The 24,573-nt window shown below is 65.5% G+C and carries 23 protein-coding genes and 2 tRNA genes; 5 read left to right on the plus strand and 20 right to left on the minus strand.

Annotated elements, in window-relative coordinates; genetic code table 11:
- Positions 1 to 78: 78 nt before the first annotated feature.
- Both rarD and OJJ21_RS07540 read left to right on the plus strand, forming a co-directional pair.
- On the plus strand, positions 79 to 1,044 hold the full coding sequence (gene rarD, locus OJJ21_RS07535; RefSeq protein WP_297684730.1) for an EamA family transporter RarD: 966 nt from the start codon (positions 79 to 81) through the stop codon (positions 1,042 to 1,044).
- Positions 1,044 to 1,670: an alpha-ketoglutarate-dependent dioxygenase AlkB gene (locus OJJ21_RS07540; protein WP_297684732.1), complete on the plus strand. Its 627-nt coding sequence runs from the start codon at positions 1,044 to 1,046 to the stop codon at positions 1,668 to 1,670. The genes rarD and OJJ21_RS07540 overlap by 1 nt, the downstream gene beginning before the upstream one ends.
- Here OJJ21_RS07540 and OJJ21_RS07545 read toward each other — a convergent pair.
- From OJJ21_RS07545 to OJJ21_RS07560, 4 genes are all read right to left on the minus strand, one after another.
- On the minus strand, positions 1,636 to 2,859 hold the full coding sequence (locus OJJ21_RS07545; protein WP_297684734.1) for an ATP-binding protein: 1,224 nt from the start codon (positions 2,857 to 2,859) through the stop codon (positions 1,636 to 1,638). The genes OJJ21_RS07540 and OJJ21_RS07545 overlap by 35 nt on opposite strands.
- Positions 2,860 to 3,008: 149 nt before the next feature.
- Positions 3,009 to 3,653 (minus strand): nucleotide exchange factor GrpE, encoded by a 645-nt coding sequence (gene grpE / locus OJJ21_RS07550; protein ID WP_297684736.1) that lies wholly within the window; start codon positions 3,651 to 3,653, stop codon positions 3,009 to 3,011.
- A 107-nt stretch (positions 3,654 to 3,760) separates the two neighbouring features.
- Positions 3,761 to 4,795 carry a heat-inducible transcriptional repressor HrcA gene (hrcA, locus tag OJJ21_RS07555; RefSeq protein WP_297684738.1) on the minus strand — a complete coding sequence of 345 codons (1,035 nt, stop codon included), beginning with the start codon at positions 4,793 to 4,795 and terminating at the stop codon, positions 3,761 to 3,763.
- An 11-nt stretch (positions 4,796 to 4,806) separates the two neighbouring features.
- Complete coding sequence (locus OJJ21_RS07560; protein ID WP_297684740.1) at positions 4,807 to 5,547, minus strand: GNAT family N-acetyltransferase; 741 nt, start codon at positions 5,545 to 5,547, stop codon at positions 4,807 to 4,809.
- 89 nt (positions 5,548 to 5,636) lie between these two features.
- Between OJJ21_RS07560 and OJJ21_RS07565 the strand changes: the two genes are divergently transcribed.
- On the plus strand, positions 5,637 to 6,206 hold the full coding sequence (locus OJJ21_RS07565) for an Ada metal-binding domain-containing protein (protein ID WP_297684742.1): 570 nt from the start codon (positions 5,637 to 5,639) through the stop codon (positions 6,204 to 6,206).
- Between the two features lies 1 nt (position 6,207).
- Here OJJ21_RS07565 and OJJ21_RS07570 read toward each other — a convergent pair whose 3' ends face one another.
- From OJJ21_RS07570 to OJJ21_RS07635, 14 genes are all read right to left on the minus strand, one after another.
- Positions 6,208 to 7,089, minus strand: a complete 882-nt coding sequence (locus OJJ21_RS07570; RefSeq protein WP_297684744.1) for an ABC transporter permease — start codon at positions 7,087 to 7,089, stop codon at positions 6,208 to 6,210.
- Positions 7,086 to 8,105 carry an ABC transporter permease gene (locus OJJ21_RS07575; protein WP_297684746.1) on the minus strand — a complete coding sequence of 340 codons (1,020 nt, stop codon included), beginning with the start codon at positions 8,103 to 8,105 and terminating at the stop codon, positions 7,086 to 7,088. The genes OJJ21_RS07570 and OJJ21_RS07575 overlap by 4 nt, the downstream gene beginning before the upstream one ends.
- 2 nt (positions 8,106 to 8,107) lie before the next feature.
- Positions 8,108 to 9,211, minus strand: a complete 1,104-nt coding sequence (locus tag OJJ21_RS07580; RefSeq protein WP_297684748.1) for an ABC transporter ATP-binding protein — start codon at positions 9,209 to 9,211, stop codon at positions 8,108 to 8,110.
- 48 nt (positions 9,212 to 9,259) lie between these two features.
- Positions 9,260 to 10,435 (minus strand): extracellular solute-binding protein, encoded by a 1,176-nt coding sequence (locus OJJ21_RS07585; RefSeq protein ID WP_297684750.1) that lies wholly within the window; start codon positions 10,433 to 10,435, stop codon positions 9,260 to 9,262.
- A 174-nt stretch (positions 10,436 to 10,609) separates the two neighbouring features.
- A complete protein-coding gene (locus OJJ21_RS07590; protein ID WP_297684752.1) occupies positions 10,610 to 11,116 on the minus strand; it encodes a TspO/MBR family protein in 507 nt (168 codons plus the stop codon).
- 209 nt (positions 11,117 to 11,325) lie between these two features.
- On the minus strand, positions 11,326 to 12,624 hold the full coding sequence (locus OJJ21_RS07595; protein WP_297684754.1) for a TRAP transporter large permease: 1,299 nt from the start codon (positions 12,622 to 12,624) through the stop codon (positions 11,326 to 11,328).
- Positions 12,606 to 13,109, minus strand: coding sequence for a TRAP transporter small permease (locus OJJ21_RS07600; protein WP_297684756.1), 504 nt, complete (start codon positions 13,107 to 13,109; stop codon positions 12,606 to 12,608). Before OJJ21_RS07600 ends, OJJ21_RS07595 begins: the two co-directional genes overlap by 19 nt.
- Positions 13,110 to 13,204: 95 nt before the next feature.
- Positions 13,205 to 14,254, minus strand: coding sequence for a DctP family TRAP transporter solute-binding subunit (locus tag OJJ21_RS07605; RefSeq protein ID WP_297684757.1), 1,050 nt, complete (start codon positions 14,252 to 14,254; stop codon positions 13,205 to 13,207).
- A gap of 147 nt (positions 14,255 to 14,401) precedes the next feature.
- Positions 14,402 to 15,361 carry a transketolase C-terminal domain-containing protein gene (locus OJJ21_RS07610; protein WP_297684759.1) on the minus strand — a complete coding sequence of 320 codons (960 nt, stop codon included), beginning with the start codon at positions 15,359 to 15,361 and terminating at the stop codon, positions 14,402 to 14,404.
- Complete coding sequence (locus OJJ21_RS07615) at positions 15,352 to 16,374, minus strand: thiamine pyrophosphate-dependent dehydrogenase E1 component subunit alpha (protein WP_297684761.1); 1,023 nt, start codon at positions 16,372 to 16,374, stop codon at positions 15,352 to 15,354. Before OJJ21_RS07615 ends, OJJ21_RS07610 begins: the two co-directional genes overlap by 10 nt.
- Before the next feature lie 229 nt (positions 16,375 to 16,603).
- Complete coding sequence (locus OJJ21_RS07620; protein ID WP_297684764.1) at positions 16,604 to 17,767, minus strand: CoA transferase; 1,164 nt, start codon at positions 17,765 to 17,767, stop codon at positions 16,604 to 16,606.
- 108 nt (positions 17,768 to 17,875) lie between these two features.
- Positions 17,876 to 19,825, minus strand: coding sequence for a TRAP transporter large permease subunit (locus tag OJJ21_RS07625; RefSeq protein WP_297684766.1), 1,950 nt, complete (start codon positions 19,823 to 19,825; stop codon positions 17,876 to 17,878).
- Between the two features lie 102 nt (positions 19,826 to 19,927).
- Entirely contained in the window at positions 19,928 to 20,992 is a 1,065-nt protein-coding gene (dctP, locus tag OJJ21_RS07630; RefSeq protein WP_297684768.1) for a TRAP transporter substrate-binding protein DctP, read from the minus strand.
- A gap of 140 nt (positions 20,993 to 21,132) precedes the next feature.
- A complete protein-coding gene (locus OJJ21_RS07635; RefSeq protein ID WP_297684770.1) occupies positions 21,133 to 22,092 on the minus strand; it encodes a LysR family transcriptional regulator in 960 nt (319 codons plus the stop codon).
- 142 nt (positions 22,093 to 22,234) lie between these two features.
- On the opposite strand from OJJ21_RS07635, the gene OJJ21_RS07640 reads away from it, so the two are divergent.
- Complete coding sequence (locus OJJ21_RS07640; protein WP_297684772.1) at positions 22,235 to 23,317, plus strand: amidohydrolase family protein; 1,083 nt, start codon at positions 22,235 to 22,237, stop codon at positions 23,315 to 23,317.
- 54 nt (positions 23,318 to 23,371) lie between these two features.
- Here the strand turns inward: OJJ21_RS07640 and OJJ21_RS07645 are convergent.
- Positions 23,372 to 23,446: transfer RNA gene (locus OJJ21_RS07645), tRNA-Gly, on the minus strand.
- Positions 23,447 to 23,764: 318 nt separating this feature from the next.
- On the opposite strand from OJJ21_RS07645, the gene OJJ21_RS07650 reads away from it, so the two are divergent.
- Positions 23,765 to 23,840: transfer RNA gene (locus tag OJJ21_RS07650), tRNA-Glu, on the plus strand.
- A gap of 238 nt (positions 23,841 to 24,078) precedes the next feature.
- Here the strand turns inward: OJJ21_RS07650 and OJJ21_RS07655 are convergent.
- Positions 24,079 to 24,519 (minus strand): toll/interleukin-1 receptor domain-containing protein, encoded by a 441-nt coding sequence (locus OJJ21_RS07655; protein WP_297684773.1) that lies wholly within the window; start codon positions 24,517 to 24,519, stop codon positions 24,079 to 24,081.
- Positions 24,520 to 24,573 lie beyond the last annotated feature (54 nt).

Genomic DNA, 24,573 nt, shown 5'->3' on the forward strand with positions numbered 1-24,573 from the left:
AACGGGTGGCCGCAAAAAATGTCCAGAAAAGCCATGGCGATGCCACCTCCCGGCCGACCGTCAGGCGCGAGGAAACCGATGACCGAGACCGGCCTCTCCCCGGCCACAGCGCCCATTCCCGGCCGATCCGCCGCCCCGCTCCCGGCCGCCTTACCCTGGGCCGGCATCGGTTTCGGGCTAGGTGGTTATTTTCTATGGGGAATTTCCCCGATCTATTTCAAGGCCGTGGGCGCGGCCGGGGTGCCGCTGCTGGAACTGACCGCCCATCGCATCCTGTGGTCCTGCCTGCTTTGCCTGGGGATTCTGCTGGCGTTCGGCAAACGGGCCGAATGGCTCGGCGTGCTGCGCAATCCGCGGCTGCGCACCGCGCTGGCCGGCAGCGCGGTGTTCCTGCTGATCAACTGGCTGGTCTTCGTCTGGGCGATCGACCGTAACCAGGTGATCGCCTGCAGCCTGGGCTATTACATCAATCCGCTGTTCGCCGTGCTGCTGGGCCGGCTGGTGCTGAAGGAGCGGATGACGGCTGTGCAATGGGGTGCATTTGGCCTTGCCGTGGCAGGCGTGGCGGTGCTGATCGGCAATGCCGACCAGGCGATCTGGCTGTCGCTGATCATCGCCGTCACCTGGGGCTTCTACGGCCTGATCCGCAAGCGCTTCCCGGTCGACAGCCTGATCGGCCTGACAGTCGAGACCATGGTGCTGCTGCCGTTTGCGCTGGCCTACATGATCTGGTTAGCCATGGGAGTTTCTGGGCAGGGGCAGGGCGCGCTGGGTGTCGCCGATGGCTGGACGCATCTCCTGCTGCTGCTGGCCGGACCGGTGACGGCGGCGCCGCTGGTGCTGTTTGCCGCCGGCTGGCGGCGGCTGCGCATGGCGACCATGAGCCTGCTGCAGTATCTCTCGCCCAGCCTGCAGTTCCTGCTCGCGGTGCTGTTGTGGAACGAGCCTTTCACGCCGGTGCATGCGATCGCTTTCGCCTGCATCTGGGGTGCACTGATCGTCTACAGCTGGAATTCCTGGCAGACGGCGCGCCGGGCCGCGTGATGGATAGCGCCGATTTTGCGCCGCTGCCGGGCTTCCGCCTGTTTCCCGGCCTGCTCGATGCGGCGCGGCAGCGCAGCCTGCTGGAGGCCGTGCAGGCGGTGCTGGCTGCCGCGCCGGCCTATCATGCGTGCATGCCGAAAAGCGGCCAGAAGATGAGCGTGGCGATGAGCAATGCCGGCCGCTTCGGCTGGTATTCCGACCGGGAACACGGCTACCGTTATATCGAGCGGCACCCGGAAACCGACCGGCCCTGGCCGGCGATTCCCGAGGCGGCGCTGGCGGTCTGGCATGCGGTCGCCGGTTACGACCACGCGCCGGAATGCTGCCTGATCAACCTGTATCGCGACACCGCGAAGATGGGCCTGCACCAGGATCGTGACGAGGCCGAGATGGCGGCGCCCGTCGTCTCGATCTCGCTGGGCGACGATGCGCTGTTCCGTCTCGGCGGCACGTCTCGCAAAGCGAGTACGCGGTCGTTCAAACTCTCATCGGGCGATGTGCTGGTGCTGGGGGGCGCAGCCCGGCTGGCCTATCACGGCATCGACCGGGTGCTGGGCGGCACCAGTCGCCTGATCTCCGGTGGCGGCCGCATCAACCTGACGCTGCGCCGGGTAACGCGGCCATAGCGGCTGCCGGTTCGCCAATCGCAGCCAGGCCCGGCGGCGGCGGGAATTCGGCGCTGATCGTGGTGCCCTCGCCGGGCACGGAGATGATTTCAAAGCGGCCGGCATGCATCTCGATCAGCGATTTCACCAGCGGCAGGCCCAGTCCGGTGCCTTCGTATTGCCGGGTCAGGTCGTTTTCCACCTGCCCGAACGGGGCCAGCACCACCGGGATATGCTCGGGCGCGATGCCAATGCCGGTATCGCGCACCCAGATGCGGAAGGCGCCGTTCTCCAGCGGCTGGGCGCCGACCTCGATGCGGCCGCCGGGCGGCGTGAATTTCACCGCATTGGAAATCAGGTTGAGCAGGATCTGGCGCAGCGCCTGACGGTCGACAAACCCTTCGAACAGCCGGGCATCGACGGCCATCGACATGAAGACGCCGCGGCCTTCGGCGCGTTCGCGGAAGGTGCGGATGCTGGCATCCATGATCTCGACCGGGTCGGTCATTTCCGGCTGGATGCGCCAGCTGCCGCTCTCGATCTTCGACATGTCGAGGATGTTGTTGATCAGGCTGAGCAGATGCTGGCCGCTGGAATGGATGTCGGAGACGTATTCGGCGTAGCGCGCATTGCCCATCGGCCCCAGCATTTCCTTCTGGATCACCTCGGCGAAGCCGATGATGGCATTCAGCGGCGTGCGCAATTCGTGGCTCATATTGGCGAGGAAGCGCGTCTTGCTCAAAGACGCTTCCTCGGCCTGTTGGCGGGCGCGGTCGAGCGCACGGTTGCGCCGCTCGCTGCGTGCCATGCCGAGCTGCAGCAGCGACAGCGCCGTGCCGACGCCGTAATAGCGGCCGTTGCGGGTGACGATGAAGCCGCGCAGCAGGGCGCTCTGGTGTTCGTCGGCGATCAGGCTTTCCAGCGTGTCGACGCTGATACTGGCGTCCACAATGAGCGGCGCGCGATCCATCAGCGCGGAGACCGGCTTCTTGGCATACAGCGCGCGGCCGTAGTCGCGCGACAGATGCGTGATCAGGTCGTAGCGGTTGATCAGGCCGACCGGGCGGCCGTTTTCCACCACGCCAAGCGCCCCGAGATCGGGGTCGGCCTGGAAGCGCAGGTCCACGTCTTCGCAACGCATCGTGGCGTGGACCGGCGGCAATGGCACGGCCATGGTGCCGATGGTCTCGAGCGCCTCGGAAGTCATCATGTCCAACAGTCATCCCCCGGTATGCGGGGTGACTATCGGCTGTCCAGATTGCGGATTTTTGACAAAGACGGATGACTGCGTCGAATTGTCGAGGCGAGTGATCGCCGCGACAATTCGCGCAGATCGGGACCGCGGCCTCAGGCCAGGGGCTAAGCCTGGGTATTGACCGCCTGGCCCGGCTGGATTTCGGGTGCGGGGCCGCCCTTGGACACGCCGACCATGGCGGCGCGCAGCAGGCGGCCATGCTGCAGGTAGCCTGCGGCAATTACCTGCACGACCATGCCGCTCGGCTGGGTCGGGTCCTGCACCTCGAACATGGCCTGATGCAGGTTGGGATCGAAGCGCTGGCCCTTGGGATCGATGCGGGTGATGCCGTGGCGTTCGAACACCGACAGTAGCTCGCGCTCGGTCGCCTCGATACCGACCACCAGGTTGCGCATCGGCTCGCTGGCTTCGCCTTCCGACTTGGGCGCGCTTTCCAGCGCGCGGCGCAGGTTGTCGGCCACCGTCAGCACATCCTTGGCGAATTTCCCTGAACCGTATTTCAGCGCGTCTTCCTTCTCGCGCTCCATCCGCTTGCGCAGATTCTCGCCCTCGGCGGCGGTGCGCAGCAGGCGGTCCTTCAGTTCGGCGATTTCCGCCTGGGCCCGGGAGAGAGCCTGGGCTAGCGCGTCCGGCGCGGCGGCCGGCTGCGGGTCCAGCCTGGGCGCTTCGGGCGCCGGAGCCGGCTGCTGGCCGCTGGCCTGGCTGGCGCCGGTATTCAGGGTCGGTTCGATACGGTCGTTCTGGCTCATCTGGGGGGTCTCTCTGCGCGCCCTTCGTATTACGGGCCTGCATATACGGATGGCGGCACTGAAATGAAAGGGGTGCGGTCTGGAATCCCCGGTTTTTAGCCCCGGTATCAGCCTATGAGGCGGCCGACCACCTGGGCGGTGAAATCCACCATCGGCACCACCCGGGCGTAGTTCATGCGCGTCGGCCCGATCACGCCGATGGCGCCGACGATGCGCTGCTGCTGGTTCTGCAGCGGCGCGACGATCAGCGAGCAGCCGGCCCGGCGGAACAGGGTATTTTCCGAGCCGATGAAAATGCGCACGCCTTCGCCGCCCTGGGTCAGGTCGATCAGGCGCAGCATCTCCTCGGAATTTTCCAGCTCTTCCATCAGATTGCGGATGCGTTCCAGATCGGCCATGGCCGCCACGTCATCCAGCAGGTTGGCGCTGCCGCGCACGATCAGGGTGCCGCGATCCGGCTCGCCGCCCCACACCGCCAGGCCGGCCTCGACCACGCGGGCGGCCAGCTGGTCCAGCTCGGCCTTGCGCAGGGTCAGGTCCTGCATGATCTCGTTGCGTGCCACGCCCATGGTGCGGCCCTTCAGGCGCCGCGACAGGAATTCGCCGGCTTCGGCCAGTGCCGCCTCGGTCAGGCCGACCGGCAGGTCCAGCACGCGGTTTTCCACCTGGCCGGACTCGCTCACCATCACCACCAGGGCCTTGCCCGGACCCAGCGGCACGAATTCGACATGGCGCAGCGGCGCGTCTTCCTTCGGCGCCACCACCAGCCCGGCATGGCCGGACAGGCCCGACAGCACGCCGGTGGCTTCCTTCAGCACGTCCTGGAAGCCGCGCCCCGAGGCGGCGACGCGGCCCTCGATGGAGCTGCGCTCGTCCTGGGTCAGGTCGCCAACCTGCAGCAGCCCGTCGACGAACAGCCGCAGGCCGCTTTCGGTCGGCAGCCGGCCGGCCGAGGTATGCGGCGCATAGAGCAGCCCGGCATCTTCCAGATCGGCCATGGTGTTGCGGATGCTGGCGGGCGACAGCCGGTGTTCCAGCTTCTTGGAAATGAAGCGCGAGCCGACCGGTTCCCCGGTCGTCATATAGGTCTCGACGACCAGCCGCAGGATATCGCGGCTCCGCTGGCTCATTTCCTGGATCATGGGTACCAGACTTAAGAAGGTGTTGGGGCGCCGTCAATGCTGGAAGCCGGGTTTCCCGGCCGCGGGCGGCGCCAAATCACCCAGTGCTGAGCCCGGACATGGAAGCCACATCTCTCATACAGTCGAGCCGCCGGGTTGTCGGGGAAGACATGGAGGAAGGGGATTTCGCCGCGTTCGAAGGCGGCGGCCATCAAATGTCGGATGAGGGCGGCGCCCAGGCCACGGCCGCGTGCGGCTGGATTCACGCAGATGGCGCTCAGTTCGACGTGATCCTGGCAGCGGAAGCGTTCGCCGGCCATGGCGATCAGGGATCCGCCTGCACCATCGCGAATGCCGACATACTGGCCGAGCAACGCCGTTCGATTGGAGAAGGGGCCGGGTTTTCCGATATCGACAAGCTCCATCATGTCAGGGATGTCGGCTGGGCCCAGCGGAAGTATCTCAACCTTGCCAGTCGCTTGCTGCCGCGCCCGCTCAGCAACCATCTGCAGGATCGGCCGCGCGCTGAGTGTTTCCCAGCCTGGAGGCGTGGGTTCTTTCTGTGGGCGAAACAGGCGTGCTTCATGCCCCATCAAGCCGGGTGCAAGATCGGCGTAGGCCTTTGGCGTTGTGTCGGCAATGGCAGAGAAAGGCGCCATATCGCGCGGATAATGCCTTGCCAGGCCACTGCCTGTTGCAAATGCAACATGCCGCGTGGTCAGGGCCGACCAGATGACGTTATCGAGCGGGTGATCTGTGATGCTATTCGTCATGTCGCGTAGACCATGAGGGGACGAAGGCTTAGTATCCTGTCGGCCTGTTTAAGGCTGGCCGGATTCGGACTCCGTCCCAAGGCACGCTTATGCTCGATCATGACGAATGCGAACGCGCCAGAATGCGGCGTGACCCCGCCTATGACGGTCGGTTTTTCACCGGGGTGCGGACGACCCGCATCTACTGCCGGCCGGTTTGCCCGGTGCGGCCGGCGCGGGCAACGAATGTTGACTTCTATCCGACCGCTGCCGCCGCGGAGGCTGCCGGCTTTCGCCCTTGCCTGCGCTGCCGGCCAGAAACGGCGCCATTCAGTCCGGCCTGGAAGGGCAGCCGGGCGACGGTCGAGCGGGCTGCACGTCTGATTGTTCGCGAGGGTGCGCTGGATGGCGAAAATGCCTCGGTAGAAATTTTGGCGGCACGCCTGGGCATCGGTGCCCGGCATCTGGCGCGATTGTTCGCTCATCACCTCGGCGCCAGTCCCTTGCAGCTGGCAAAAACGGCGCGGATACAGCGCGCCAAACGACTGCTGGACGAAACCGATCTGCCGATGACAGAGGTCGCGCTACAGGCCGGCTTCAGGAGCCTGCGGCGTTTCAATAGCGTCTTTGCCGAAGTCTATCGCCGTCCGCCGAGTGCTATTCGCCGCTCCTGCCGATAGTTCAGGACTTCATCCCGGCAGGTGCCAGGCTGCGGTCTTCCTCGCGCTGGGCCTGGCGCAGGCGGGCGGCTTTGGCGGCCTCCTCGCGGCGTTTCACCAGTTCGAAGGCGACGGCGCCCAGGAAGGTGACGGCGATGATCAGTACGGCCAGCGCGCTGATCGCCGGCGTGGTGCCCTGGCGCAGCCGGCCGGCCAGCACCGTGGTCAGGGTCTTGTCGGCCAGGATCGAGAAGGTGGTGGTGTTGTAATTCTCGAACGACGACAGGAAGGCCAGCGCCGCGGCCGACAGGATGGCCGGCCGCATGAAGGGCAGCAGGATGTGCAGGAAGACCTGCGGGTGGCTGGCGCCGAGATCCAGCGCGGCTTCCTCCTGCGCGCGGTCGAAACGCTGCAGCCGGGCGAGGAAGATCAGCATGGTATAGGCCGAAATGAAGCTCGATTGCGCCACCACGGTCATCAGCGTGCCGTCGTAGAGAAACCGCGTGCCGGTGGCGCCGGTCATCTCGCGCCAGAAGATCACGGTGGAGATGCCGATGATCACGCCCGGCGTCAGCACCGGCGACACCACGATCAGGTAGTAGAACGACCGCGCGCGGGCATAGACCTGGGTCATCAGGATGGCGGCGGCCAGTCCGACCGGTACGGAAACCAGCACCACCAGGAAACCGATCCATAGCGAATTCCTCAGGCCGTAGACGATGTCGGCATCGTTCAGCAGGCCGTCGAACCATTTCAGCGTGAAGCCCTCGAACGGGTAGACCTGCGGATAGCTCGAACTGTTGAAGGCGGTGATGCCCATGATCGCCAGCGGGCCGAACAGGTAGAGGAAGAACAGCCCGATATAGAACCAGACGGCGATGCGGTTGATCGTTGCCGTGTTCATCGCGCGATCTCGCCCAGGCCGACCCTGAACAGCCGCAGCACCAGCAGCACGAAGACGATGCAGGCCAGCAGCAGGATGAAGGCATAGGCGGCGCCCTGCTGCCAGTTGAAGGCCTGGTAGAAGCGGTCGTAGACGATCGGCGTGAACCACAGCGTGCGCGGCCCGCCCAGCACCAGCGGCGCCGCCAGCGCGCCGGCATTCAGCATGAAGACCAGCGTGGCACCCGAGGCGATGCCGGGTTTGGCATGCGGCATCACCACCGACCAGTGGATATACCACCACGGCGCGCCGAGATCGCGGGCAGCCTCGACCTGGTTGCGGTCCAGGCTTTCGATGGCGTTGTAGAGCGAGAACATCATCATCAGCAGATAGGCATAGGCCAAGCCTGCATAGAGCCCGACATCGAGGCCGAGGAAGTCGATCGGCTGGTCGATCAGGCCAAGCTTGAGCAGGATGGTGTTGATCACGCCCTGGCTGCCGAGCAGCACGCGGAAGGCGAAGGCGCGCAGCACCTCGTTGACCCAGTACGGCGTGATCAGCAGCAGCATGAAGATGCGCACGCGCGCCCTGGTGGTCACCTGCGCCATGTAGAAGGCGAGCGGATAGCAGAGGACGAAATTCAGCAGCGTCACCAGCACCGAGGCGCCGATGGTGAGGAAGAAGGCCTTGATATGGGTGGTGTTCCAGGCGGCCGTCGACGTGGTCGAGCCGTAGAGGAAGTAGCGGTAGTTCTCCAGCGTGTAGACGTCTTTCGGGCCGCCCACCTGGTTCGGCGGCAGCTTGGGGCGCAGCGACAGGTCGATCATGTAGAGTTGCGGCAGCACGATCATGATGACAGTCCACAGCCCGACCGCGACCACCAGATAGGTCGAGATGGCGATGCCGTTGCGGCGCCAGAAAGACACCGGCGCCAGGGCGCCGAGCCGCCGCCGTTCCAGCAGCGAGAAGAGGATAAAGCCGGCGGTCACCAGCAGCGGCAGGGCGAGGATCAGGCTGTGACCGGCCGAGCTGTGCATTGTCAGTCCTGGCCGAAAGTCTCGCGCGGCAGCACCAGGGCGTCCTCGGCTCTGTAGCCGATGGCGGCTTCGGTGCCGGCAGCGGGGATGGCGGCGGTATCGCCGCGCGCCAGCGTCATGGTCAGTTTGAGTCCACCCGTTCCGGCTGCCGCGAAAGCGACATGGGTGAGGCTGCCTTCATAGGCGATCTCGGCGACCTGGCCGGCGATCCACTGGTGATCGGCCGGCGGATTGGGCCGCAGCATCTCCGGCCGCACGAACAGCACGGCCTCCGAGCCTTTCACCAGGCCACGCGCATTGCGGCCCCTGAGCAGGCCGATGGACGTTTCCACCACGGCGGCACCGGCCTCGGACGCGACGACCCTGCCGATGAAGGCATTGTTCTCGCCGACGAAAGACGCGACGAAGGCGGTGCGCGGCGCTTCGTAGATCGTGCGACCGTCGCCGATCTGTTCGATCACCCCGCGATTCATCACCGCGATGCGATCCGACATGGTGAGTGCCTCGCCCTGGTCGTGCGTGATGTAGATGAAGGTGATGCCGACCCGGCGCTGGATGGCGCGCAGCTCGTTGCGCATATGCTGACGCAGTTTGAGGTCGAGTGCCGAGAGCGGCTCGTCCAGCAGCAGCACCTTGGGTTCGACGGCGAGCGCGCGGGCGATCGCCACGCGCTGCTTCTGGCCGCCCGACAGTTCGTCCACCCGCTTGCCGCCCTGGTCGGGCAGGGCGATCAGGTCGAGCAGGCTTTCGACCTTGGCATTGCGTTCGCGACGCGACAGGCCGCGCACGCGCAGGCCGTAGGCGATGTTGTCGGCCACGCTCATCATCGGGAACAGCGCCAGATTCTGGAAGATCAGCGCGGTGGGGCGCCGGTTCGGGCCGATGCCCTGCATGTCGCGGCCGTCCAGCAGCACGCGGCCCTGCGTCGGTTCGACAAAGCCCGAGATGGTGCGCAGCAGGGTGGTCTTGCCGCAGCCCGAGGGGCCGAGGAAGGAAAAGAATTCGCCCGGTGCGATCTGCAGCGACGCATCGTCCACGGCGGTGAAATCGCCGAAACGGACGCTGACATGATCCAGCGTGATGGCGGCGGTGAGGGCTGCTGTCATGGGCAATGCGGTGCCGGCGGCGGGAAGATCGCGGCCGGCACCGTCCTGTTACGCTGCTTTGAACTTTTCGGCGTATTGCGTGCGCAGCTCGGCGAACCACGAGGGCTCGGGCGGCCGCTGCCACAGCTTGCTGGTGGCATCGTCGGGATAGCTCTCGGCGAAATTCTTCTTCGCCGCGGGCGACAGCAGCGCATCGGCGCCCCTGGCCACCGGATTGTAGCCCGAGCCGTCCGCCACCTTGGCCGAGACCTCCGGCGAATGCAGGTAGTTGATCCATTCATAGGCCTGCGCGACATTCTTCGCACCGGTGGTCATTGCCCAGCCGTCGAGCCAGGCGATGGCGCCTTCCTGCGGCGCCATATAGGAGACCGGCTTGCCCTGTTTCTTCAGCGACAGCGCCGGGCCGTCCCAGGTCTGGCCGATCACCACGCCGTTTTCGATCAGGCCCGACTTGGTGTTGTCGGCCGAATCCCAGAACTGCTTGACCCAGGATTTCTTCTCGATGGCGAATTTCAGGATCGGGTCGTAGATCTTGCGCATCGTCGCCTCGTCCTTGAAGGCGTCGAGCATGCGGTTCGACGGCAGCTTGCCGGTGCGGTCCCACCACAGGCCGATGCCGAGCAGCAGCGAATGCGGCCGGCCCTGGATCTTGCCCTTGAACTGTTCGTCCCACAGCGTGCCGTAGCTCAGCGTCTTGTAGTCGAGCGTGACCAGATCGGTGCGCCAGGAGATCGCTTCGCTGCCCCAGCAATGCGGCACGTGATACAGCTTGCTGTCCCAGGTCCACTGCTTGGTCGAGCCTTCCAGCATCGCCGGCAGCAGGCCGTCCAGCAGCTTCAGCTTGTTGGTATCGAAGGGCTGCAGCACGCCGATTTCCTTGAACTGCGGCGCGCGGTCATGGGTCGGCTGGCACAGATCGAAGCCGGTGCCGGCGGTGGCCTGCAGCTTGTTGATCTGTTCCTCGTTCTGCGAGAACGGCGTCTTGTTGACCTTGATGCCGGTCTTTTTCTCGAATTCGGGGATCACCGGATCGGGCAGTTCGTCATCCCAGTGCAGAATGCTGAGTGTGCCCGACGATGAACGGGCATCCTGCACGATCCAGGGGCCCATCGCGGCGACGCCACCGGCGGCAATCGTGGATTTCAGAAGGGTGCGCCGGGTGAAACTGCTGGCGGCGCGCATGGTCGCAACAGCTGACGAAACAGGGGGACGCGTCTTGGTCATGGCCGAACTCCTCCGCTGAATACCAGACCAGGTTTCAGCAGGATTCATGCCATGCCCCCGGAATCATGCCCCGGCCATGCCCGGATGCCGTCCTGAGGCGAAATCGCGGTTTTACTGCTCCTATTGCGGGCAGACGCTTCCGGCGTCTGCATCGATTCCGGGCAGCAGTCAGGTTCAGGCCGGATTGAGCTGCCAGATCGAAAAGGTCAGCCAGGCGGCGAAGCTCACCCACAGCAGATACGGCACCAGCAGGAGCGCGGCGACACGGTCATGCCGCGCGAACAGCAGGATGCAGCCGGCAATCGCCAGCCACAGCACCACGATCTCGGCCACCGCCCAGCCGATCTGCTGCCGGCCGAAGAACAGCCACGACCAGGCGAGATTGAGCAGCAGTTGCAGGCCGAACAGCAGCAGCGCGCCGCGCGCCTGCCGGAGGCCTGACTGGCGCCAGACCCGCCAGGCGGCAATCGCCATCAGGGCGAACAGCAGCGTCCAGACGATCGGGAAGGCGAGGTCGGGCGGCGTCAGCGCCGGCTTGACCAGCGTGGGATACCAGCTTTTCACCGGCCCGGCGGTGATCGCGCCGCCCACAGCGGAAATGGTGAAACAGGCGAGCAGGCTCAGCACCAGGGCGGCGATGCTGGCGGCGGAATAGGTCGGCGGGATGCGGTGACGGCTCATGGTGAAGACCTAATCCCATGGCGGCCGCGCGCAAGGGCTGGCGGCGGTTTGCAGGTCGCTTTATCTGGAGAATTGGAGCGGGTGACCGGATTCGCCCCCGTCGCAGGCCTGGGGGCGGCTGAAGGCTCAATGACGGATGCCGATGATCGCCTTTCAACCCGGTAATATCAGCGCTTTGGATGAGTCTCGTGGGCTGCCGTTCCCGCCGGTCAGTAATTCAGGCTGCGCGGCAGCCACAGCACGATATCGGGCATCGCGACCAGGAGGATCAAGGCCAGCATCATCGCCAGCACAAACCACACGGCCCAGCGCGCCGTCTGCTCGATCGGCACGCCGGCCAGCTTGGCCGAGACCATCAGGTTCACCGCCATCGGCGGCGTGAACTGGCCGATCGCCACCATGTACGTCAGCAGCACGCCGAACCAGACCGGATCCCAGGCAAAGGTCCGCATCATCGGCAGCAGGATCGGAATGAAGATCAGGAAGATCGAAATGCCGTCCAGCACCATGCCGACTCCGAGCAGAACCAGCACGATCAGCGTCAGCGTGCCGTAGGAGCCCAGGCCGCTGCCGGTGATGGCGCGGGCAAGCGGGTCGATGATGCCGAGCGTGTTCACCGCATAGGCGAAAATGCTGGCCAGTGCGACAACAACCAGGATGATGCCCGATGTCTCGGCGGCGTCGACCAGGATGTCGAGCAGTTCCCTCAGGCGGATAGTGCGGTAGATCGCCATGCCGACGAACAGGCCGTAGACCACCGCCACCACGGCGGCCTCGGTCGGCGTGAACCATCCCATGCGCATGCCGCCCAGAATCAGCACGGGCGCCGCCAGGCCCCAGCTTGCAGCCTGCAGGGCCGGCCAGAATGGCGGACGCTTTGTCTCGCCATCGGTGCGGCCGAAGCCATGACGGCGTGCCAGCCAGGCCGCCGGGATCATCAGCGCGATGCCGGCCAGAAGACCCGGGAACAGCCCGCCGGCAAACAGCGCCGGCACCGAGGCGCCCGGCACCAGCACCGAATAGACGATGAAGGCGATGGAGGGCGGGATCAGGATATCGGTCGCGGCGGCCGCGCCGATCACGGTGGCGGAGTAAGCGGGCGGATAGCCGGCCCGCGCCATCGCCGCCAGCATCACGCCGCCCACCGCCGCGGCCGTGGCCGGACCGGAGCCGGAAATGCCACCCAGCAGCATGGCGACGGCAATCGCCACCAGCGGCAGCCGCCCGGGCTTCCGTCCGACGATGGCGATGGCGAGATTGACCAGCCGCTCGGCCACGCCGGACTTCTCGAAGATCACGCCGACCAGCACGAACATCGGCAATGCCAGCAACGGGTATTTGGCAATGCCGGCATAGAAGTTGTTCGGCAGGGACATCATGCCCAGATCGGCCAGCCAGATGCCGAGCGCACCGCCCAGCGTCAGCGCCACGCCGATCGGCACGCCGGCCAGCATCAGGATGACGAAAACCACAAAGATCGACAGGCCGATCATGGCGTCGCCCGCCATTTGCGCCAGAAAACCTGGGCGCCGCGCACCGCGATCACCAGCGACAGCACCGGCAGCCAGACGCTGTACCACCATTGCGGCACGCCGATGCCCGGCGAGGTCACCTCGAAACGGTAATCATCATAGGCGAAGCGCGTGGCCAGGACGGTGAGGATGACAAAAGCGGCAACCGTGGCGGCGGCGGAAACCAGCGCCAGCCGCCGGCGCCGCTGCGGAGAGCCGCGCTCGAAAAACGCCTCGATGCGGATATGGCGGTCGCGCGCCACGGCGGCGCTAGCCGCCACCATGGTCAGAACCACCATCAGGGAGATGGAGATCTCTTCGGTCCAGGCGAAGGACTGGTCGGTGAAATAGCGCATGATCACATTGGCAAAGGTGATCGCGGCGAGCGCCAGCAAGACGGCGGCGCCGACCCAGTCCTCCCAGCACAGCCGGCCGCGCGCCTGCGGCGGCATGGAAGAATTGGATTTCGAGGATTTCTGCACGCTGCTTCCCCATGCCGGCAACCGGCGGCCGGGCCGCAAAAGCAAGGGCCGGGAAATCCCGGCCCCGCTTCCGGCCCGCGCCGATTGCTTGCCGATCAGGCCTTCTTGCGGGCCGCGGCGACGGCCGCCTCGGCCTTTTTCACCAGATCAGGACCGATCTGCTGGACCCATTTGTCATAGGCCGGCTTGACCGCCTGTTTGAAGGCATCCTTCTCGGCGGTGGTCAGTTCGGTGACCTTCACGCCCAGCGCCTCGACTTCCTTGACGAAGGAGCTGTCACTGGCGGTAAGGCCCTTGCGGGCGATGGCGATTTCCTGCTTGCCGGCATCGATGGCGGCCTGGCGCACGATCTTCTGGTCGTCGGCGCTCCAGGACTTCCAGACATCCTGGTTGGCGACAAAGATAAGCGGATCGGCCACGTAGCCCCAGCGGGTGACGAATTTCTGCGCCAGGGTGTTGAGCTTGGCCGCGGTGAAGACATGCAGCGGATTTTCCTGACCCTCGACGGCGCCGGAGGCCAGCGCCGGCTGGGCATCGGCCCAGCTCATCTGCGTCGGATTCGCGCCCAGCGCGCTGAAGGTGTCATTGAAGATCGGTGAGCCGACGACGCGGAACTTCAGGCCCTTCATGTCGGCCGGCTTGCGGATCTCATGCTTGGAATTGCTGACCTCGCGGAAACCGTTCTCGCCCCAGGCCAGCGGCATCACGCCATTCTTCTCGACCAGTTGCATGATGTCCTTGCCCACCGCGCCCTGCACCAGGGCATCGAGACCGGCATGATCCTGCGCCAGGAACGGCAGCGAGAAGAGATTCAGCTGCTTGATCTGCGGCGACCAGTTGATGGTCGAACCGATGGCCAGATCGATCACGCCCTGACGGATGGCGGTAAATTCCCGCGTCTGATCGCCGTTCACCAGCGACACGCCCGGATACATCTTGATGTTGATGCGGCCCTTGGTCCGCTCCTTCACCAGTTCGATCCAGATGTCGCCGCCCTTGCCCCACGGGAAAGCCGAGCCGACCACGGTGGAAAGCTTGTATTCCGGTTTGTAGTTGCTCGCATAGGCACGGCGACCGACGATGGCGGGTGCGGCCAGGAGAGCGGTGCCGGCAAGGCCGGCCTTGAGCAGCGAACGACGATCCATGTTCAGTTTCCTCCAGGTTTATTATTATTGTTTCAGCGAAGAATACGCTTTGCCGACACTTGGATGTTTTGCCAATACAGTATTATCCGTGGCTCGCCAAGACGGTGCGCATGCGGGGCGCAGCGGCTGCCTGTTTTCCCGCGCTGCTCATCGCGCAAGCAGTTCCCGTGCTTTTGCCGCAATGCGGGACGGCGTGACGCGCGTTTCCGCTTCCAGCACCGGCGCATAGCCCACCGGGGCGCGCGGACCGCCCAGCCTTGCCACCCTGGCGTCAGTCTGTTCCGCCAGTGTTGCGGCGATTTCCGCGCCGAAGCCGGCGACCTGGATGGCCTCATGTGCCACCAGCACGCGGCCGGTTTTTGCTGCGGATGCGAAAACCGCTTCACGGTCCCAGGGCCAGAGCGTGCGCAGGTCGATCACTTCGGCCTCGATACCATCTCTGGCCAGGATCTCTGCCGCATCCAGCGACCAGTGCACCGCCTTGCTCCAGGAGATAATTGTCAGGTCGTCGCCGCTGCGTCGCAATGCGGCCTTGCCGAGCGGAACCGGCTGTCCCGGATCCACCTCGCCGTCCAGCGCCCAGAGTTCCTTGTGCTCGAAATAGGCCACCGGATCGCCGCATTGCAGTGCGGCCTGCAGCAGGCCGTAATTGTCCTGCGGTGTTGCAGGAGCAACCACGACGAGGCCCGGCACATGCGTGAACCAGCTTTCCAGAGACTGCGAATGCTGCGCCGCCGACGCGCTCCAGATGCCGATGGGCATGCGGATCACGGCCGGCACATGGCTCTGCCCGCCGAACATGTAGCGGTTCTTGGCGGCCTGGTTGATGATCTCGTCCATGGCGCAGAGGGCGAAGTCGATCACGCGCAGCTCGATCACCGGCTTCAGGCCGGTCAGCGCCATGCCCACAGCGGCACCCATGATGGTCGCCTCCGAGATCGGCGTGTCGATCACGCGTTCGGACCCGAAGGCCTCCTGCAGGCCGCGATACTGGCCGAAAATGCCGCCGCGTCCGACATCCTCACCCAGCGCGACGACAGCGGAATCCCGGCGCATGGCATCGCCGAGCGACGTGGCGGCGGCGGCGGCGTAGTTCATCACAGCCATTGCCCTGCCCCTGTATCCTGAATCTGCGAAAAGGCGTCGGACGCCGCCGGCCATGGCGCCTGGCCGGCGGTTTCAACCGCCCGCGCCACTTCCGTTCTCGCCGCCTGCAGCACCGCGTCGATCTCGGTTGGCGCAACGCCATGGGCGCGCAGTTGCGCCGCGGTCACCAGCAGCGGATCGGATTTCAGCGCAGCTTCCAGCTCCTTCGGATCGCGATAGATGGCGGGATCGACCGAGACATGGCCCTTGAAACGATAGGTACGGGCATGCAGCAGCCGTGGCCCCTTGCCGGCGCGAATGTCGGCGATCATGCCCCGCGCCGTCTCGCTGACGGCGCCGACATCGTTTCCATCCACCACTTCGGCCTCGATGCCAAAGCTTCTGGCCCGCGCGGCGGCGCCCTGGCCGGCGGACATCGTGCCGGTCTTGGTGGTGGCTGACCACTGGTTGTCCTCGCAGACGAACAGGATCGGCAGATTGAAAGCGGCGGCCCAGTTCAGGCTTTCGGCGAAGGGGCCGCGATTGATGGCGCCGTCGCCGAAGAAGGTGACGGCAATGGCATCCACTCTGCGGATTTTGATCGACTGCGCCGCGCCCAGCGCAATGGGAATGCCGGCTGCCACCACGCCATTGGCACCCAGCATGCCGACCGAAAAGTCGGCGATGTGCATGGAGCCGCCACGTCCGCCGCAAAAGCCGGTCGCCTTGCCAAACAGCTCATGCATCATGCGTTCAAGATCGGCGCCCTTGGCCAGCGTATGGCCATGGCCGCGATGGGTCGAGGTGAGATAGTCGTTGGGCCGCAGATGGCGGCATACGCCGGCCGCTACCGCTTCCTGCCCTGTGGAGAGGTGCAGCGGCCCGCGCACCTGTGCCTGGCCGACGGCCTGTTGGCCGAAGGCGGCAACACCGCCCCTGCTGGCTTCCTCGGCCGCATCCTCGAACGCGCGGATGCGGCACATCATGCGATAGAGATCCAGCAGCTCAGCTGCTGGAATGTTGGGTGGATTCACGGGCCTGTTCTCGGGACTTTATGTTCTGGTTGGCATCGACCCTAGCAATGGATCGTACAATGATCAATCGTGGCGCGTGAAAAAGCTGGTTCCTGCGGTCGAAAGCCAGGTTGAGCCGAAAGCCAGGGCCGTCTCGGCTCTCCATTTTCCTTACGCACTGCCGCGGCAGGTCATCGCACGAGAGAAGCCCCAGCCTGCGCCGATAGCCGCCGTTCAGCCCGGGGACGCGTCACGACGCCGACGACGTTTGCCCGATCGGAATGACCGAATGAGTGTCTGCACCGAGCCGCGGGGCCGGCGGCAGTTTCGGTCTCTGCTCCTCCTGCCAGCGAAACGCCGGGCCGAGCGCAGCGGCTTCGCCATCCATGCCGATCCCCGGGGTGGCCGGATAGAGATCGCGCAGATATTCGCCGAGATCGCGTACCTTGGCGGCCGGGACGCCGGCAGTATTGAGCGCGACTTCCAGTCCGGCCGCATCGGCGGTCGCGAAGGCCTGCGCCAGCCTGATGCGGAGCGGCTCGCTGGCCACATTGGCGAGGAAGTCGCCCGGCGCGAGTCCGGCCGGCACGAAAGGCGGCGCGGCAAGCTCCGGCCGCCCGAGCAGCCGGCACAGCGTGGCGAACTGGCCCATTGTGTTGGCTGCCACCGAGATATGGCCGTCCGTGGTGGCGAAGGTCTCGGCTCCGGGGCTGCCGACGAAGCCGCGGTTGCCGACGCGCTCGGGCGCACGGCCGGTCGCCAGCGTCATGGCGGCGGGGCCGGACATCAGTGCCAGCGCGGAATCGACCATCGAGACATCGAGCGTGATCGGGCTGGTGTCGCCGCGCAGGCGCCGGATGATCGCGGCCAGGATCGCTTCCGCGGCACTGATGCCGGTGGCAATGTCGATGACCGGGAAGCCGACTTTCACCGGGGCATCATCCGCCTGGCTTCCCTGCAGCGCCATCATTCCGGTCGCGGCCTGAATCACATGGTCGTAAGCCCCGTACCGGCTGTTCGGTCCGCTCTGGCCCCAGCCCGAAATCGAGCAGTAAACGATGTCCGGCCGCACCTTGCGGATATCCTCGGGGCCGAGGCCCAGGCGCCGGGCCACGCCGGGACGGAAATTCTCAACGAAAACGTCGACGCTTCCGGCGAGCCGCAGGACCGCGGCGCGGCCTTCGGATGTGGAAAGGTCGGCGACGACCGATTTCTTGCCGGCGTTCAGCGCGCGGAAGCCCGGCGGCAGGCCGCCATGTTCCGGCTGCATCGTGAGCGCGCGCATCGGGTCGCCGGAGCCCGGCCGCTCGATCTTGATCACTTCGGCGCCAAGGCAGCGCAAGTGGTGCGTGGCGCAGGGACCTGCCAGCACATGCGTCAGGTCGAGGACCCGAAAGCCTTCGAGCGGCTGCATCACACATTCCTCGGCGTGTCGGCGCGGCGCATCCGCATGGTCGCGGTCAGGGTCAGGATGCGATCTGTTTGAGCAGGTACGGACGTCACATTCGGGCTCATCTCGGTTTCACATCAGCGAGGGCAGGAGGAGCGCAATCTGCGGGAAGGCGATGATCAGCAGAATCAGCGCGAAATAGGCGATCCAGAAGGGGAAAACCCCGCGGAAGATGTCGTACATCGACACGTCCGACGTCATCGAGGCGATGGCGAAGACATTGACCCCGATCGGCGGCGTGACGACGCCGAGTTCGACCATGATGACGACGAGGACGCCGAACCACACCGGATCGAAACCGGCATTCATGGCCAGCGGGTAAAACAGCGGAACCGTCAGCACCAGCGCGGGCAGCGCATTCATGAACATGCCGATGACGACGTAGAAGAGCAGGATCGCGCCGATCAGCTCATAGGGGCCGAGTTTAAGCTCGGCGACCAGGCTGGCGATCTGCTGGGTCAGCCCGCTGATGGCGATGAAGCGGCTGAAGGCGGTGGCGAACAGGAAGATCAGGATGATGCCCGCGGTCAGCCGCAGCGTCTGTTCGATCGACCGCCAGAAGGCGCGCCAGGTGAGCCGCCGCGTCAGCACGGAGATCAGCAGCGCCCCGGCGACGCCGATGCCGCCCGCCTCGTTGGGCGTGACGATGCCCGTGTAGATGCCGCCGAGCACCAGCAGCATCAGCGCCAGCACCGGCCAGACTCCGGTGCTGGCATCCAGCCGCTCGCGCCAGGAGCTGACGGCGCCGCGCGGCGCCAGCGCGGGATTGAGCCAGGCCCGCACTGTGATCAGCAGCACCAGGATGACGGCGAACAGGATGCCCGGCAGCACGCCGGCCATGAACAGCTTGCCGATCGAGACTTCGGTGATCATGCCGTAGACGATGAAGGCGAGGCTGGGCGGTATCATCACCCCGATGGTCGCCGCGCAGGCGATCGAGGCCGTGGCAAGCTTCATGTCGTAGCCGTAGCGCTTCATCTGCGGCAGGGCGATCGAGCCCATGGCGTAGACGCCGGACAGCGTGTCGCCGACGATCGACGACAGTCCCGCGCAGGACACGGTGCTCGCGGAGGCAAGCCCGCCGGGCAGGTGGCCGATCCAGCGATAGGCGGCGCGATAGAGGTCCTCGGCGAAGCCCGAGGCGACGACGATCAGCCCCATCCAGGTAAACAGCGGAATGACGCTCCAGGTCTGGTCGCCGACGACATCGAGCGCCGTGGTGCCGAGGCTGGTCAGGCTGGCCTTCGCGCCGATCAGCAGGCTGATGCCCATCAGCGCCGTGATCGCCATCGCCGCGGCGACATGGATGCCGAGGAAGATCAGGACGAAACACAGGGCGATGCACAGCGCGCCGCGCGTTTCGCGCGGCAGGTCGAAGGGCAGGGCCTGCGGGAACAGGATGAGGCAGAAGATGGCCGCCGCCGCCAGCCCCCATGCCAGGCCCCATGCCAGGCCGATGGCCACGGCGCGCGGATCGCGCAGCGCGGCGACGGCCCTGAGCGCGGCGACCAGGTTGACCAGCAGCGTGACCGCGAACAGCAGCATGAAGATCGCCGCGACCAGCGCGAACGGCCATTCCGGCACCTTCAGCACGCCGGTGACGATCGAATCGTCGATCAGGAGCGCGGTCTCCTTGAAGATTTCCGAGGCGGTGATCGCGACCGTTCCCAGGGTGAGCAGCAGCCCGCCGGCGACGGTCGGCAGGCGGACATGGTCCGGCATCAGCTGAAGCAGCATGTCGACGCGGATATGCCCGCGCGCCAGTTCGACCACGCCGAGCGTGGACAGGGCGACGAGAATCATCAGCAGGCCGTTGATCTCCATGCCGCCGGGCACGACGACCGAAAAGAGATTGCGCAGCACGACATCCGCCATCGTCACGCCCGTCATCAGGACGAGCGCGCCGCCGCCGATCCACTGCGCGGCAAGGTTCGGCCAGGCGATGAAGCGCCACGGCGCCTTCGCGGGTGTTTCGCTCTCGACCGGCATCTCGGTTCCGATCCTGCCCATATCACTGCTCATGCTGCTCACTGCTCATGCTGCGTTCACCATTGTTCCGCCGACAGGCCGGCAGGGCGTGCGCCGCGGTGGGCGGCGCACGCTCGCCGGTGTTGCCGGGCGCGCCTAGTTCAGGTCGTAGAGCTTGAGCAGGCGCGCGGCCTCGTCGAGGATCTTCTGTCCCGGCAGGCCCTTGGCATTCGCGGTCTGCACCCACTGGTCCCAGAGCGGGCGCATCCTGCCGGCCAGGGCGGCGTGGTCCTCGGCCGACAGCGTGAGGATGTTGGCGGGCGGGATCGCCGCCATCGCGGCCGCGGCGGCATCGGTGGTGTTGTTGAAGAAATAGACCGGCAGCAGGTCGGCGAGATGCTGCTTCTCCTGCTCGGTCAGCTTCTTGTGGGTGTCGCGGTTCATCACGGTCGAGTAGGTGCCGGGATTGAGGTTGACCAGCGTGTGGTAGGTCGTCACCTCGTTGAGCTTGAAGTTGTTCACCCAGCCCCAGGCGCACAGCACGCCGTCGACGGCGCCGCGCTGCAGCGCCAGATAGGCATCGGGTCCGACCATGACGCTGGCGCTGGCGCCGAGCGTCTCCATCACCCGCACGCCGGCCGAATCCTGGGCCGCCAGCACCTTGCCCTTCAGGTCCGCCAGGGTGCGGATCGGCGTGCGCGTGTGCAGATGCGAGCCCATGGCGACGAAAGTGGCGAGATCGACGACGTTGTCGCTGGCGCTGAACAGTTTGCCCATTTCGGGGAACATCTCGCGCAGGCGCCAGTAGACCACGCTGGCAACCGTCTGGTTCTTCGACAGGCCCGGCAGGCCGAACAGGTCGAGCTGCGGGAACTTGCCCGGCAGCGCCGGATGCCAGACGAAACCGATATCGAGCAGGCCGGAGCCGGTGGCGCGCAGCCAGTCCTTGAACGGCGTCACCGAATTGGGCGGAAAGAACGACAGCCTGGCGCGGCCGCCCATGATGGCCTTGAGCTGGGCGGCGAAACGCCGGTCCATGTCGTTCCACGGCGTGCCGTCGGCGGAGGCGAACTGCATTTTCAGCTCGATCTCCGGCAGGGCCGCCTGGGCGCCGGTCGCCACCGTGGTGCCGGCGAGGGCGAGCAGCGACAGGCCGCCGAAGGCCCGGCGATTGAGGGATGAACGCGACGCGGATTGCACGATCGGCTGATCGGATGTCATTTTTGTCTCCTCCCGGGCCCCGCAGAGGCTGGGGCCTTATGATGACGCGCGATTGGGATGCGCGTATGCGCTGCCTGCCGCGAGCGGCAGATGGCGTTCCTCCGGTGGGAAACCTAAATCCGGCGATCAATCAGGAATACTTATTTCTCCTTAAGCGAGCCATCACTCTGGCTTAAAGCAGAAGCCGCCATGATCCGGCGCCAGTCCTCCTCGGAGCGGCGCAGTTCCTGGCTGAAATAGTCGTAGAGCGTCTGGGCGGGCCGCGACAGCGGATGCCGGGCGGGAATGATCAGCGCCACCTCGACGGCGAGGCTGGTTTCCTCGATCGGATTGACGCTCAGCCGCTCGTTGCCGAGTTCCTTCTGGCCGATCCAGTAGGGCAGGATCGCCGACCAGTCGGTCAGGGCGAGGAATTCGAGTCCCGCCGACAGGCTGGCATTGGAGATGATGCGCTCGATCGGAATCTCGCCGTTGCGGATCGCCGCGTCGATTTTCGGCCGCAGGCTGTTTTCCGCGTTGGGCAGGAACAGCTTCAGCGGCGGCAGGTCGGCGAGTTTCAGCGGCTTCATCGGCATCAGGCCGCGGCGCGAGCCGGAGACCAGCGTGACCGGGAAGCGGCCGATCGCCTGCGCCGCCAGCCCGATCTGCGGCTTCTCGAACTGGCCGACATAGAAATCGAGGGCGCCGCCGGCGACTTCGGCGAGCAGCGAATCCGACGTGCCGCTGGCGATGTCGATGTCGACGCGGGGAAATTCGCGCGTGAAGCGCGCCAGCGCCGGCGGCAGGATGGCCTTCGCCAGGCCCGGCGCGAAACCGGCCGAAACCGCGCCGCTCAGCCCGGCGGAGAAATCCTCGATCTCCAGCTCCGCCTCCGACACGGCTTTCAGGATGGCGAGCGAGCGCTCGTAGAACCGCTGGCCGGCCGGCGTCGGCACCACGCCGCGCCGCGTTCGTTCCAGCAGGCTGATCCCCAGCCGGCCCTCCAGCGCGCTCATCTGCTGGCTGACGCCGGACGCCGTGCAGTGCAGCCGGTTGGCGGCGGCGCTCAGCGAGCCCTCCTCGCAGGCGGCGACGAAGAATCGAATCTGCCTCAGCTCCATGCGGCGGCCTCCAGCCAGCTTTCACGATATCGGAATACAGACGTTAGGAATTTTAACTATCTGTAATAGCCAGTTCAACTCTATGGTTTGCGCCGGACGCCGCTTAACCGCGCCGGGAAGACGGGGCCGGGGAGGACAGAGAATGACGCCGCAGGAACGCGGATTGCGGGTGCGCCAGATGGGCGCGCGCGCCGACTGGTGGGCCTTGCGCCGCGAACCGGTGCTCGATCCGCAGCAGGAGATCGTCGACGCGCATTTCCATCTCTGGGACGAACGCGACTTTCCCGACCCGGCCGTGCCGGGCGCGATGCTGCGGACCAGCCGCTATCTGCTGGACGAGTTTCTGGCCGATGCCGGCGCCGGCCACAAAATCGCGCAGGCCGTCTATATCGAATGCGGCTCGGCATACCGCACAGACGGGCCGGAGCATCTGCGCGCCGCGGGCGAGACGGAATGGGCCGCCGGCCTGGCGGCGCGATCCGCCGGCAGCGGCGGCACGGCAACCATCGCGGCGATCGTGGCGCATGCCGATCTGCGGCATCCCGGGCTGGACGCGCTGCTCGACGCGCATGAGGCGGCCGGCGGCGGCCGCCTGCGCGGCATCCGCCAGAGCGGCGCCCGCCTGGAAGATCCGTCGGCGCGGCTGCTCGCCGGCGCCGCGCCGCCCGGCCTCTATGCCGATCCGGCCTTTCGCCGCGGCCTGGCCCGCGTGGCCGAACGCGGCCTCGCCTTCGATGCCTTCCTGTTTCATTTCCAGCTCGACGAACTGGCCGACCTGGCCCGCGCGGTGCCGGCCGCCACCATCGTGATCGATCACCTCGGCGCGCCGGTGGGCTATGCCGGCGGCCCGCCCGACCGCGACCCGCCCGGACGCGATCCGGTCTTCGCCGACTGGTGCGCCCGCATCGACCGGCTGGCCGGGCTGCCGAACCTGGTGATGAAACTCGGCGGCATGGCCTCGATCGTCACGCAGTATGACGCCCATACCCGCGCGCTGCCGCCGTCGTCGCAGAATTTCGTTGACGAGCGCGGCGCCTATTTCCATCACGCGATCCGGCGTTTCGGTCCGGACCGCTGCATGTTCGAAAGCAACTTCCCGGTCGACAGCGTGGCGATCGGCTACGGCACGCTGTGGAATGCCTACAAGATCATCGCCGCCGAACACGGCGCGGCGGCCGCGCAGCTGCTGCTGGCCGGCACCGCGCGGCGCATTTATGCCTGCTAGGCGCGGCTGCGGAAGACGGAGCTGACAGGAAGACGGGGGAATGATCGGAAGAATTGGAGCGGGCGAAGGGATTCGAACCCTCGACCCCAACCTTGGCAAGGTTGTGCTCTACCCCTGAGCTACGCCCGCTCGGCGCCCGGCTGAACCGGAGATGTCCGGGAAACCCGGCGACGTCCCAGACGAAGATGTCCGGAACGACCAACCGGGGGTGCCGGTTGCAGGCGCGCACTATACCCAGCCAAAACCCCGATGCAAGCGTCTCGTTTGACAAAATAAACCGCCCGGCCAATGACTTCCGGCGGGGGCTCCGGCCGCGCCGGCAGGCGACGGCAAAGTGCTTGGCCGGACTGGGCTTCTCGGCGGTTCCGGCGGGAAAGCCCTTGCGCGCTCCGGGGCGCTCCTGTATCAGGTGCGCCTCGCGCGGGCTCCTGGCCCGGCGGCTTATGGGTCCCCATCGTCTAGAGGCCCAGGACGGCGCCCTCTCACGGCGCAAACCGGGGTTCGAATCCCCGTGGGGACGCCAACTTCATTCCGGCAATCAAATTAATGCGTGGCTTGGTAGAGCGTATTTCGAAATACGTCTGCGCTTGTTTCGACTGGTTGCGATTTAGTTTTTGGGTTTGCTAGATACCAAATCAGAAAGCCAAGCCGGGTAACCACCGTATCCGAAGGTTAGTTCGAGCGCAGCTGCTATTTCTGGCCGAAGATTGTCAATGAGGTGTTCATAGCCGATGGAACAAAACTGCGGGCCCTCTGCGTAGCTAGCTACTTGATATGGAGGGAATCGTCCTAAATTGATGCTGAATAGCATCCTCTATGGCTTCGAATTGTTGATTATTCCAAGCTTGGACATGCTGTATTGAGGCGATTTGTTCAGGGATGGGTCTAATATCGTCAAGCAGAACTGGGATAAGATAGATATCAGAGAGTAGCTTCTCTTGATGCTTATCTAAGACAAGCTTGATTTCCCTTTGAAGATATCCTCGCCTGTCTATGGCTTGGTTCGAAAGAAACAGAACGATTAAATCCGCCTTGTTCAAAGCCTGTTTGATTTGGAAGTCCCAATTTTGTCCGGCTTTGATTCTCTGTACATCAAGCCAGACATCATATTCTTTCAGCTTTAAATATTTGACATACGGCAGTACTCGCTCCCGATCTGGCGAGGCATAGCTGACGAAAATTAAGGGAGCCTCAGCTGGCATGTTTTCGAGTCAATTTTTTTGAGCCGCACTCAGACGTATTTTCGTAAACCCCAG

This window comes from Ferrovibrio sp., assembly GCF_025869515.1.
Classification (GTDB): Bacteria; Pseudomonadota; Alphaproteobacteria; order Ferrovibrionales; family Ferrovibrionaceae; genus Ferrovibrio.